This window comes from Huaxiibacter chinensis (assembly GCF_022171985.1).
In the GTDB taxonomy this organism is placed as follows: domain Bacteria; phylum Pseudomonadota; class Gammaproteobacteria; order Enterobacterales; family Enterobacteriaceae; genus Enterobacter; species Enterobacter chinensis_A.
Genome location: NZ_JAJVHF010000005.1, coordinates 120,552 through 132,898, shown reverse-complemented (window position 1 = coordinate 132,898; position 12,347 = coordinate 120,552). Strand labels below are relative to the sequence as shown.

The window sequence follows — 12,347 nt, the reverse complement described above, 5'->3', positions numbered from 1 at the left end:
TCCGTTCGCCTTTAAGGCAAAAAATGTTAATGCGCGAGCGTGTCGATAACGGCCTGACGCGCGCCATCCTCGGCGATACGACGATACGCGTCGCTCACCGCTGCCACAAAGGAGGGGTTATTTGGCAGGTCGATGCCAAAAATCTCGGACAGCGTCAGCAGGGCGCTCACACGTTCCGCATCGCTGCTGCTCTCAACCAGTGACCGAATTTTGTCGCTCAGCGGATCGCGCACGTCAATAGAATTGCCGCGCTCGTCCACGCCGCTCACGTAGCGCATCCATCCGGCGATACCCAGCGCCAGTAGCGGCCAGCGGCTCTCCCGCTGGATCAGGACGCGAATCCCTTCCAGCATCCGCTGCGGAAGCTTCTGGCTACCGTCCATCGCAATCTGCCAGGTGCGATGCTGCAAGGCCGGATTGGCAAATCGCGCAATCAGGCTGTCGGCGTAGTCGGTGAGATCCACCCCGGTGATGCGTAATGTCGGCGCCTGCTCGTCAAGCATCAGGCGGCGGGCTGCGTCCCGAAAGGCGTCATCTTCCATGCATTCATTGATGTGGGCGTACCCGGCAAGATAGCCCAGATAGGTCAGAAACGAGTGACTGCCGTTGAGCATGCGCAGTTTCATCTGCTCCCATGGGAGCACGTCCTGCACCATTTGCACCCCGGCGAGTTCCCACTCCGGGCGTCCGGCGACAAAATTATCTTCTACCACCCACTGAATAAAAGGCTCACAGCTGATGGCGCAGGGATCTTCAACGCCCAGCTCACGGGCGATCTCGGCCAGCGATTCTTCGGTTGCTGCCGGTACGATACGATCGACCATGGTCCCCGGGAAGCTCACCTGTTCAGCGATCCATTCGGCAAGCTCAGGTGAACGCTTCTGAGCCATGCCGAGAACCGCGTTTTTTACCACATGACCGTTATCAGGAATGTTATCGCAGGACAACACGGTGAAGGGCTGCAGACCGCGCTCGCGACGGCGATGCAGGGCCTCGACCAGGATACCGGGTGCTGAATGCGGTTCCTGCGGGTTTTCCAGGTCGTGAACGATGCGCGGGTTTTGCGTGTCCAGCTTGCCCGTCGCAGGATCAATGCAGTAGCCTTTTTCGGTGATGGTCAGCGACACAATGGCGACCTGTGGCTCGCAGAATTTCTCAATAATGGCTGCCAGGGAATCGAGCTTCGCATTCAGACATTCATGAACCGCGCCAATGACGATCGGCTGATTTCCCTCAGCTCCTTTCTCAAGCACGGTATAGAGATGATCCTGCGCGCGAAGCTGGCTCATTAACGTGTCGCCGCTAAACAGGCTAATCTCACAAATGCCCCAGTCTCCGCCTTTGGCATTCAACACGCGATCGGTTAAAAGCGCCTGATGGGCACGATGAAACGCCCCGAAGCCAAAATGAACGATGCGGGAGCGCAGCGCGTTACGATCGTACTGCGGTTGCTGAACGTGCAAGGGGAGCGAAACAGAGGCTACAGTCTTCATGAAATACACACCTGATTAACCATTAATTAACAATGCCAGTGTAAAGTTATATGACAACAAAGAGAATTGGTAAGCCGTAAATATCCAGATTCTGTGAGTTCGATCAATCAATGTGGCGGCGCGGATTGACCGGTATAACGAAACATGTATGGTAGTCGTCATTGCGTCAACCAATTTTGGTATAACAACTTGTGAGGTGTTGCAATGGAACAAACCTGGCGTTGGTACGGGCCGAACGATCCGGTTTCTCTTGATGATGTGCGTCAGGCTGGCGCGACGGGTGTTGTGACGGCACTGCACCATATTCCTAACGGTCAGGTCTGGCCGGTTGAAGAGATTAAAAAACGCCAGGCGTTGCTGGCGGAAAAAGGGCTGACCTGGTCTGTCGTGGAGAGCATTCCTGTCCACGAAGATATCAAGACGCATAGCGGTGAATACGACACCTGGATTGCCAACTATCAGCAAAGCATTCGTAATCTTGGCAGCTGTGGTATTGATACCGTCTGCTACAACTTTATGCCTATTCTCGACTGGACGCGTACCGATCTTGAGTACACGTTGCCGGACGGCTCAAAGGCGCTGCGATTTGACCAAATCGCCTTTGCGGCATTTGAACTGCATATTCTGAAGCGGCCGGGTGCCGGGGCGGATTATACGTCTGAAGAGCAGCAGCAGGCGAAGAAATGGTTTAACGACGCCAGCGAAGCCGATATCGAAAAACTGACGCGTAACATTATCGCCGGTTTGCCGGGAGCCGAAGAGGGCTATACCCTGGATCAGTTCCGTGCCCGTCTGGCGGAATACGGCGACATCGATAAAGATCAGCTTCGCGAAAATATGGCCTATTTCCTGCGCGCCATCGTGCCGGTTGCCGAGGCCTGCGGATTGCGCCTGGCCGTCCATCCTGACGATCCACCGCGCCCAATTCTGGGCCTGCCGCGTATCGTATCGACCATTGAAGATATGCAGTGGCTGAAAGAGACCGTGGATAGCATCAATAATGGCTTTACCATGTGCACAGGCTCTTACGGGGTGCGTGAAGATAACGACCTGGTCCGCATGATTGAAACGTTCGGCGATCGTATTCACTTCACCCATCTGCGTGCGACCTGCCGTGAAGGAAATCCAAAAACCTTCCATGAGGCGGCTCACCTTGGGGGGGACGTCAACATGGTGGCCGTGGTGGACGCGATTCTGAAAGAAGAACAGCGTCGCAAGCAGGCCGGGGACAGCCGCGCGATCCCGTTCCGTCCTGACCACGGGCATCAAATGCTGGATGATTTGCGTAAGAAAACCAACCCCGGTTATTCGGCAATTGGTCGTCTGAAAGGGATGGCAGAAGTGCGCGGCGTAGAGCTGGCGCTGAAAATGACCAAATATCCCGAGCTGCTGTAAGCTCGCCTGGCCGGTCGCGTAACGCTGACCGGGCCCATAAAAAAACCGGCCATTGAGCCGGTTTTTTACGTTTAAACCGGGTAAGCCCCGATTAAAAGAGAATCAGTCCGCGCGACCCATATAGCGTTTTTCTTCAATATGAATACGGATTTTTTCGCCAGCAGACAGATATTCCGGCACCAGTACAACCAGACCGGTCGTAAGCGTAGCAGGTTTGTTGCGGGCACTTGCGGACGCGCCTTTAATACCCGGTGACGTTTCGACAATCTCCAGATCAACGGTCTGCGGCAGTTCCAGGGCTAACAGCTGACCATCCCAGGTTAAGACCTGCATGTCCGGCATTCCGCCTTCTGGAATGAATTGCAATTCTTCTTCGATCTGGTCTTTGGTAAAGATGTAAGGGGTGTAGTCTTCTTTATCCATGAAAACGTATTCGTTGCCGTCAATATAAGAGAAATCAACGAAACGACGCGTCAGGGTCACGGTATCGACGATATCATCGCCCTTGAAACGTTCTTCCACCTTCAGGCCGGTACGTACATCCGCAAAGCGCATTTTGTACAGCGTCGCAGCGCCACGGGCGCTCGGGGACTGAACGTCGATATCTTTGACAATCAGCAGCTTGCCGTTGTAGTTCAGTACCATACCTTTCTTAATTTCGTTCGCTCTTGGCATTGCAATAATCCTGTTTACGAGGAGGTAAAAAATATCGCGCCAAATTACTCGCGCGCGGCCTTTCAGGCAAGCGGAATTAGTGGCTTTTGCTATCAATACACAAAAGGTGTTACTGTGCGCCAAATGCCCGACTGCACGGGCCTCAGTCAATGATAGAGAGCATTATGAATTGCCGTCCAGACTGTGGCGCGTGCTGTACTGCACCGTCCATTTCAAGCCCCATACCCGGGATGCCAGACGGCAAGCCCGCCAACACGCGTTGTGTTCAGCTTTCTGACGATAATCTTTGCCAGATCTTTGGCTCACCGTTGCGTCCGCCGGTTTGCGCGGGGCTACAGGCTTCCGTGGAGATGTGTGGCGTCACGCGAGGGCAGGCCATGATCTATCTGTTAGAGCTGGAGGCGCTCACCGCCCCCTAAACGTCTTTAATTCTGGTCAGACAGCCAATGGTCACCAGGCACATGCCCAGGGCAATCCAGAAAACGGTGTGATAATTCCATATTTCGGCCACCACGCCGGCCAGCGAGCCTGCAATAATCCAGCCCACGCGCGTGGTATTGGTGTATAGCGTGGTGGCGGCCCCCGCCTGACCCGGCATAAGATCCTGAAAATAGAGCATGCCGATCCCGGCAAGAATCCCGATATAGACGGCGTTCAGCAGCTGTAAAGCCAGCAGCAACGCTGGTGTGTCAACGGTCAGCATGCCGATGTAAAAAAGTAACCCCGATACGGCGGCAATTCGCATCAAAAAACGTTTACCGAAACGCTTCGCATAATAGCCTGCAATCAGCATGGTGGGGATTTCCAGCCCGGCCGCGGCGCCCATCATGATGCCAGCCAGCTTTTCCGGCAGATGAAGTTCATCAATAATAAACAGCGGCATATTGATGATATATAAACTGTTGGTGCCCCACATCAGCGTGCAGACGCTGAAAAGCAGCAGCGCGTCGCGGCGGTTGCGACGGGGGGCTTCCAGCGTGCCGGTTGCCAGTCTCGGCTCTTTGCGCATGGAAGGCAGGAAGAACCACACCATGGCGCCACAGACCACAAAGGCAACGGCAGCGCACAGATACATCACGGTGAAGCCCCATCCCATCGCCAGCGCATAGGCCAGCGGCGGGCCAATGACCCACGCCAGAGAGACCTGCGCACGAAGTATTGAGCTGAACATGACCGCTTCACGCCCCGTGCGATCGGCGTGTTCCCGGGCAAGGGCGAACATCTGCGGGTTCGCCGTGGAGCCGAAGCTGCTCAGGAAGACGCCCACAAACAGCAGAATAAAATAGTTCCGATTCCACGCAAACAGCAGGCAGGCAAACACGCCCAGCAGACAGCAGAAGACAATAAGGCTTTTACGGTCGCCTTTACGATCTGAACGTCCCGCCAGAAACTGGCTTACCAGAATGCCAATCACCGCGCTGCCGGTAAAGAAGAAGCCCACCATCGCCGGGCGCACATGCACTTCGTTGGTCAGAAAGAGGCTGAGCGTCGGCGTTTGCAGCGCGCCGGCTATCCCCGTAAGGAAGGCAACGATCAGGAATGCCGATGATGTCAGATCAAAAGGCTTTGGTGAGGCGGCTGCGGGGGAGTTGTGCATGTTTCTGTATCAGTGATTTAAAGAGTCGCGGGAGTTTACGCCGCTTGTCAGAAAATGAACAGATGGCGGAATCAAATTAGCCACGAAATATCAAAAAGGCATTTCAAAAAAATAGCGCGCTGACGGTTGCTGAACGCAGCGGGATAATTTGATTTAAGCTTCAGCAGGCAGCGGCGGGGCGCCAATAAAATGTGCTTTACGTCTAAATTCTGACACTCAAATCGTAACTTTTCTTGCAAGCTTCAGCATTAAGCGCAAGACTTCTTGAAACGTTTCAGCGCTTTCTTGTTTTACTGACGGAGCAGGTTAGCGCCTTTTTTCTCATAGTAGCTGAAACGATTCAATTCAGCAGGAGAGGAGAACTATGTTCCAGTTATCAGTGCAGGACATTCACCCGGGCGAGCAGGCCGGTAATAAAGAAGAAGCTATTCGCCAGATTGCCGCTGCACTTGTGCAGGCGGGAAATGTCGCGGACGGCTACGTAGATGGCATGCTTGCTCGCGAGCAGCAGACGTCGACCTTCCTCGGCAACGGCATCGCCATTCCGCACGGCACCACCGATACCCGCGACCAGGTCCTTAAAACGGGCGTGCAGGTTTATCAGTTCCCGCAGGGGATTCTGTGGGGCGAAGGCCAGGTCGCGTATGTGGCTATCGGTATCGCCGCCAGCAGCGACGAGCATCTGGGGCTGCTGCGTCAGCTGACGCATGTGCTGAGCGATGACTCTGTTGCTGAACAGCTGAAATCCGCCACCACCGCGGAAGAGTTGCGCGCATTGCTGATGGGTGAAAAACAGAGCGCCGCGCTGAAACTGGATAACGACACGCTGACCCTGGACGTTGCCGCATCCGATCTGGTGACCTTACAGGCGCTTAACGCGGGCCGCCTGAAGGAAGCCGGAGCAGTGGAAACGGCCTTCGTGGCGCACGCCATCAATGATAAGCCGTTAAATCTGGGTCAGGGTATCTGGCTGAACGACAGTGCTGAAGGCAATGTGCGTAGCGCGATTGCGGTCAGCCGGGCTGCAACGGCATTCGACGTTGAAGGCGAAAGCGCCGCGCTGTTGGTCACCGTTTCGATGGCCGACGATCAGCCGGTCGCCGTACTGAAGCGCCTGAGCGATCTCTTGCTGAACGATAAGGCAAAACATTTGCTGAACGCGGATGCCGCCACCTTGCTGGCACTGCTGACGCAGGACGACGCGCTGACGGACGATCTGCTGAGCGCAGAATTTGTGGTGCGCAACGAGCATGGTTTACATGCGCGCCCGGGCACCATGCTGGTGAACACCATTAAGCAGTTTGAGAGTGAGATTACCGTGACTAACCTCGATGGATCGGGAAAACCGGCTAACGGCCGCAGTCTGATGAAAGTGGTGGCACTGGGCGTGAAAAAAGGCCATCGCCTGCGCTTTACCGCACAGGGCGCAGATGCTGAACAAGCGCTGAAGGCGATTGGCGATGCCATCGCAGCGGGTTTAGGGGAGGGCGCATAATGAGCAGACGTGTTGCCACTATTACGCTTAACCCCGCCTATGATCTGGTCGGTTTCTGTCCGGAGATTGAACGTGGCGAAGTGAACCTGGTGCGGACAACCGGCCTTCACGCGGCGGGGAAAGGGATTAACGTTGCGAAGGTGCTTAAAGATTTAGGTATTGATGTCACCGTCGGTGGATTCCTGGGAAAAGACAACCAGGACGGTTTTCAGCAGTTGTTCAGCGAGCTGGGTATTGCCAACCGTTTTCAGGTGGTTCAGGGCCGCACGCGTATCAACGTCAAGCTGACGGAAAAAGACGGCGAAGTCACCGACCTGAATTTCTCCGGTTTTGAAGTCACGCCTGCCGACTGGGAGCGTTTTGTTAATGACTCCCTGACCTGGCTGGGTCAGTTCGACATGGTTTGCGTCAGCGGCAGTTTGCCGTCCGGCGTCAGCCCGGAGGCCTTCACCGACTGGATGATGCGTCTGCGCAGTCAGTGTCCTTGCATTATTTTCGACAGCAGTCGTGAAGCGCTGGTCGCCGGACTGAAAGCGTCGCCGTGGCTGGTTAAGCCAAACCGTCGCGAACTGGAGATCTGGGCGGGCCGTAAGCTGCCAGAATTAAAAGATGTGATTGAAGCCGCTCATGCGCTGCGTGAACAGGGTATTGCTCATGTTGTGATTTCGTTGGGGGCAGAGGGCGCGCTGTGGGTTAACGCGTCGGGCGAATGGATCGCCAAACCACCGTCGGTAGAAGTCGTCAGTACCGTAGGGGCAGGGGATTCAATGGTGGGAGGCCTGATTTACGGTCTGCTGATGCGTGAATCCAGTGAACATACGCTGCGTCTTGCAACCGCGGTGGCGGCCCTGGCCGTCAGCCAGAGCAATGTAGGCATTACCGAACGTACCCAGTTGGCGGCGATGATGGCGCGCGTTGACTTACAACCTTTTAACTAACAGCAGGAGAGGCATAATGAAAACGCTGCTGATCATTGATTCCGGTCTCGGACAGGCTCGCGCCTATATGGCGAAGACACTTCTGGGCGCGGCGGCACAAAAGGCGCACGTTGAGATTGTCGATAACCCAAATGATGCCGAACTGGCGATTGTTCTGGGTGACGAAATCCCGGCTGACAACGCGCTGAACGGCAAAAAAGTGTGGCTGGGCGATATTAACCGCGCCGTGGCGCATCCTGAACTCTTCCTGAGCGAAGCGAAAGGCCATGCCGCCGTTTATACCGCCCCGGTAGAAACCGCAGCCGTCACCACGGCGGGTCCGAAACGTGTGGTGGCAATCACCGCATGTCCGACCGGCGTGGCGCATACCTTCATGGCGGCGGAAGCCATCGAAACCGAAGCGAAAAAACGCGGCTGGTGGGTAAAAGTTGAAACGCGCGGTTCCGTGGGGGCAGGCAATGCCATCACCGCGGAAGAAGTGGCTGAAGCCGATCTGGTGATTGTGGCGGCAGACATCGAAGTGGATCTGGCGAAATTTGCCGGTAAGCCGATGTATCGCACCTCCACCGGACTGGCGCTGAAGAAAACGGCGCAGGAGTTTGATAAAGCGCTGGCAGAAGCGAAACCGTACCAGACTTCGGCGAAATCCCAGACGGCAACGGAAGGGAAAAAAGAGTCTGCTGGCGCGTATCGTCACCTGTTGACCGGTGTGTCATACATGCTGCCAATGGTTGTCGCGGGCGGGCTCTGTATTGCGCTCTCCTTCGCCTTTGGTATCGAAGCCTTCAAGGAACCTGGCACCCTGGCGGCGGCGCTGATGCAAATCGGTGGTGGTTCAGCGTTTGCCCTGATGGTACCCGTGCTGGCCGGTTACATCGCCTTCTCTATTGCGGATCGTCCAGGTCTGACGCCGGGTTTAATCGGCGGTATGCTGGCGGTGAGCACCGGGTCAGGCTTTATCGGCGGTATCATTGCCGGCTTCCTGGCAGGTTATGTGGCGAAGGCCATCAGTTCGAAACTGAAACTGCCGCAAAGCATGGAAGCGCTGAAACCGATTCTGATCATTCCGCTGATTTCAAGCCTCGTGGTCGGCCTGGGTATGATCTACCTGATCGGTAAACCGGTTGCGGGTATCCTGGAAGGGCTGACTCACTGGCTGCAAACCATGGGGACGGCGAACGCGGTTCTGCTGGGTGCTATCCTCGGTGGCATGATGTGTACCGATATGGGTGGTCCGGTTAACAAAGCGGCCTATGCTTTTGGTGTCGGCTTACTGAGTACCCAGACGTACGCTCCGATGGCGGCGATTATGGCAGCCGGTATGGTGCCACCGCTGGCGCTGGGGCTGGCGACAATTATTGCGCGCCGTAAGTTCGATAAAGCGCAGCAGGAAGGCGGAAAAGCCGCGCTGGTGCTGGGCCTGTGCTTCATTACCGAAGGCGCCATTCCGTTTGCTGCTCGTGACCCAATGCGTGTATTGCCATGCTGTATCGTAGGTGGCGCAGTGACCGGCGCAATCTCCATGGCGATTGGGGCAAAACTGATGGCTCCGCACGGTGGTCTGTTCGTCCTGCTGATCCCAGGCGCCATTACCCCGGTTCTGGGATATCTGTTTGCGATTATCGCCGGTACGCTGGTGGCGGGACTCTCTTACGCGGTGCTGAAACGCCCGGAAGCGGAAGTGGTCGCCAAAGTGGCGTAAACAGGTTGTCGGGTGGGGCATTGCCACACCCGACCCACAAAAAAGCCGGGTGCGACTGCAACCCGGCTTTTTTTATGCCACCTGTTCTGCTGTTTGCTGTGCCTTCAGCCAGGCGATCTCTTCGGCCCATATATCCGGGTTCACGGTTTCCAGCACCATAGGAATGCCGTCGAAACGGGGGTCCTGCATGATAAAACGAAACGCATCGTGGCCGATATTGCCTTCACCCAGACTGTGGTGACGGTCGACGCGGCTGCCAAAAGCGCTTTTAGCATCGTTAAGATGCATTCCACGCAGGTATTTGAAGCCAACGATACGCTCGAACTCCGCGAATGTGTTTTCGCACGCTTCCAGAGTTCGCAGGTCGTACCCTGCCGCGAACGCATGGCAGGTGTCGATGCAGACGCCGACACGCGATTTGTCTTCCACGCCGTCGATGATGGCCGCCAGATGCTCAAATCTGAAGCCCAGGTTGCTCCCTTGCCCGGCGGTATTTTCAATCACTGCGGTAACGCCCTTAGTCTGGTCCAGCGCGATATTGATCGACTCGGCAATGCGCGCCAGACAGGCATCCTCATCAATTTGCATAAGATGGCTGCCCGGGTGGAAGTTCAGCAGCGTCAGGCCAAGCTGCTCGCAGCGCTGAAGCTCATCCAGGAAGGCTTCGCGGGATTTCTCCAGCGCCTCGTGGACCGGATGACCAAGGTTTATCAGATAGCTGTCATGCGGAAGGATTTGCCCTGGGCCGTAATGGTATTTTTCACAGGCGGCTTTGAAATCATCGATGATCTCCGCCGTCAGCGGAGCCGCGCGCCACTGGCGCTGATTTTTGGTGAACAGGGCGAAAGCCGTCGCCTCGATTTCGGCAGCGCGAATGGCCGCATTTGCCAGGCCACCCGCCGCGCTGACGTGCGCTCCAACATATTTCATAAAGGGACTCCTGTTAACCCGAAACGCGTATGATAGCGGGTTAACAGGAGAAGGATGAAGTGGTTTATGCCATCAGGCTATGTACGGCCAGGTTAATGGCACCGCCGCCGACAATCAGCCAGGCAAAAAGCATCAGCGCCATCAGCAGCGGTTTGGCTCCGGCTTTTTTCAGGGCGCTGACGTGGGTGGTCACCCCCAGCGCCGCCATCGCCATGGCCAGCAGGACAGTATCCAGCGTCACCAGCATCTCAACCACCGCGTTTGGCAGCAGATGGAAAGAGTTGAACACGGCGACCACGATAAACAGAAGGGCAAACCACGGCACGGTGATTTTACTTTTCTCGCCCTTCCCGGCAGGCGTAAGCTGTTTAACCCGCGCAGCCAGAATAAGCAGGAACGGGGCCAGCATCATGACGCGCAGCATTTTGGCAATCACTGCGGCGTTTTCCGCTTCCGGGCTAACGGCATGGCCGGCGGCGACAACCTGCGCAACTTCATGCATTGTCGATCCCATATAGATGCCATAGGCCTCAGGCGTAAACCAGTGGGCAAGCAGGGGATACATCGCCGGATAGAGGAAAATCGCCAGCGTACCAAAGATAACCACGGTGGCGACCGCGACGGTCACTTTACTGGATTCGGCTTTTACCACCGGTTCCGTCGCGAGCACGGCGGCAGCCCCACAAATACTGCTCCCGGCACCGATAAGCCAGCTTGTCTGTTTATCCAGGCCAAAAATTTTCTGACCAATAAAGCATGCCAGCAGGAAGGTGCTGGTCAACGTCAGAACGTCGATCGCTATCCCGCTGACGCCCACGTCGGCAATCTGCGCGAAGGTGAGGCGAAAACCATAAAGAATAATCCCCAGGCGTAGCAGATGCTGCTTGGCGAAAATGATCCCGCCATCGCAAGGTTTTGCAATCTGCGGGTAAAACGTATTGCCCACGACCATACCGAGTAAAATCGCGAGCGTTAATGCGCTAAAACCTGCGCCTGCCACGGCCTGAATGCTGCCTCCCCATAATGCGACGCCCGCAATCGCGGCGCTTAGCGCCACGCCCGGCACAAAGTGCCACACTGTACGATGATGTTGTAGGGTGAGTGCTGTCATAACCTTCTCCTTTGTCTGGCTAAAAGGTTACGGCGATCTGGTTTAAAAATAAAATTGATTATATATTTATAATTAATCTTTATAAGTGGTAAGCGACCATGCACATAACCTTACGTCAGCTCGAAGTCTTTGCCGAAGTCCTGAAAAGCGGATCGACCACGCAAGCTTCGCAAATGTTGGCCCTCTCACAGTCGGCGGTGAGCGCCGCATTAACCGATCTTGAAGGCCAGCTAGGCGTACAGCTCTTCGACAGGGTAGGGAAGCGGCTGGTCGTGAATGAACATGGTCGGTTGCTCTACCCTCGTGCGCTGGCTTTACTGGAACAAACGACAGAAATAGAGCAGCTGTTTCGCGAGGACAATGGTGCGATCCGCGTTTTCGCCAGCAGTACCATCGGCAACTATATTCTGCCGGAAGTGATTGCCCGCTACCGTCGCGATTTTCCTACTCTTCCGCTTGAGATGAGCGTTGGAAATAGCCAGGACGTCATAAACGCCATTATCGACTTTCGGGTCGACATCGGTCTTATTGAAGGGCCCTGTCATAACGTTGATATCATTGCCGAGCCGTGGCTGGAAGATGAACTGGTGGTCTTCGCGTCTCCCGCGTCCGATTTACTGCAAGGGGAGGTCACGCTGGAACGTCTTGCGCACGCCCAATGGATTTTGCGTGAACACGGTTCCGGCACGCGTGAAATTGTCGATTATCTGCTGCTTTCTCATTTACCGCAGTTCCGTTTAGGCATGGAACTGGGTAATTCCGAAGCCATCAAACACGCGGTACGCCATGGTCTGGGGATCAGTTGCTTGTCCCGTCGGGTAATCGCCGAACAGCTGGAGAGCGGATCGCTGGTCGAAATTTCGGTACCGTTACCTAAACTGGTCCGCACGCTGTGGTGCATCCACCATCGTCAGAAACACCTTTCCAATGCATTACAGCGCTTCTTACGCTACTGCGAAATGTAGCTCAGACTCAGCTTTGCTAATAATCCTGGACGGGTCATGAAGCTCT

At 55.6% G+C, this 12,347-nt stretch carries 11 protein-coding genes; 6 read left to right on the top strand and 5 right to left on the bottom strand.

Translation table 11 applies throughout. The features are described from left to right. Positions 1-26: 26 nt before the first annotated feature. Positions 27-1,493 carry a mannitol dehydrogenase family protein gene (locus LZP96_RS13960; RefSeq protein ID WP_258926103.1) on the bottom strand — a complete coding sequence of 489 codons (1,467 nt, stop codon included), beginning with the start codon at positions 1,491-1,493 and terminating at the stop codon, positions 27-29. A gap of 204 nt (positions 1,494-1,697) precedes the next feature. Between LZP96_RS13960 and uxuA the strand changes: the two genes are divergently transcribed. Then, complete coding sequence (gene uxuA, locus LZP96_RS13955; RefSeq protein ID WP_258926102.1) at positions 1,698-2,888, top strand: mannonate dehydratase; 1,191 nt, start codon at positions 1,698-1,700, stop codon at positions 2,886-2,888. A gap of 102 nt (positions 2,889-2,990) precedes the next feature. Here the strand turns inward: uxuA and yeiP are convergent, their stop codons facing one another. Further along, on the bottom strand, positions 2,991-3,563 hold the full coding sequence (gene yeiP, locus LZP96_RS13950) for an elongation factor P-like protein YeiP (protein ID WP_064326771.1): 573 nt from the start codon (positions 3,561-3,563) through the stop codon (positions 2,991-2,993). A gap of 164 nt (positions 3,564-3,727) precedes the next feature. On the opposite strand from yeiP, the gene LZP96_RS13945 reads away from it, so the two are divergent. After that, entirely contained in the window at positions 3,728-3,982 is a 255-nt protein-coding gene (locus LZP96_RS13945; protein ID WP_064328168.1) for a YkgJ family cysteine cluster protein, read from the top strand. Here LZP96_RS13945 and setB read toward each other — a convergent pair. Further along, positions 3,979-5,160, bottom strand: coding sequence for a sugar efflux transporter SetB (setB, locus tag LZP96_RS13940; protein ID WP_064326770.1), 1,182 nt, complete (start codon positions 5,158-5,160; stop codon positions 3,979-3,981). The two genes, LZP96_RS13945 and setB, sit on opposite strands and share 4 nt — an antisense overlap. Positions 5,161-5,524: 364 nt before the next feature. Between setB and fruB the strand changes: the two genes are divergently transcribed. From fruB to fruA, 3 genes are read left to right on the top strand one after another with little or no spacing between them, the layout of a single operon-like run. After that, positions 5,525-6,655: a fused PTS fructose transporter subunit IIA/HPr protein gene (gene fruB, locus LZP96_RS13935; RefSeq protein ID WP_064326769.1), complete on the top strand. Its 1,131-nt coding sequence runs from the start codon at positions 5,525-5,527 to the stop codon at positions 6,653-6,655. Next, entirely contained in the window at positions 6,655-7,593 is a 939-nt protein-coding gene (gene fruK, locus LZP96_RS13930; protein WP_064326768.1) for a 1-phosphofructokinase, read from the top strand. Before fruB ends, fruK begins: the two co-directional genes overlap by 1 nt. A gap of 16 nt (positions 7,594-7,609) precedes the next feature. Continuing rightward, a complete protein-coding gene (fruA, locus tag LZP96_RS13925) occupies positions 7,610-9,295 on the top strand; it encodes a PTS fructose transporter subunit IIBC (RefSeq protein WP_258926101.1) in 1,686 nt (561 codons plus the stop codon). A 72-nt stretch (positions 9,296-9,367) separates the two neighbouring features. Here the strand turns inward: fruA and nfo are convergent, their stop codons facing one another. Both nfo and LZP96_RS13915 read right to left on the bottom strand, forming a co-directional pair. Beyond that, positions 9,368-10,225, bottom strand: a complete 858-nt coding sequence (gene nfo / locus LZP96_RS13920; protein ID WP_064326766.1) for a deoxyribonuclease IV — start codon at positions 10,223-10,225, stop codon at positions 9,368-9,370. 64 nt (positions 10,226-10,289) lie between these two features. Next, on the bottom strand, positions 10,290-11,336 hold the full coding sequence (locus LZP96_RS13915) for a YeiH family protein (protein ID WP_258926100.1): 1,047 nt from the start codon (positions 11,334-11,336) through the stop codon (positions 10,290-10,292). A gap of 98 nt (positions 11,337-11,434) precedes the next feature. On the opposite strand from LZP96_RS13915, the gene yieE reads away from it, so the two are divergent. Continuing rightward, entirely contained in the window at positions 11,435-12,301 is an 867-nt protein-coding gene (gene yieE / locus LZP96_RS13910; RefSeq protein ID WP_064326764.1) for a DNA-binding transcriptional regulator YeiE, read from the top strand. The last annotated feature ends 46 nt before the right edge of the window (positions 12,302-12,347 follow it).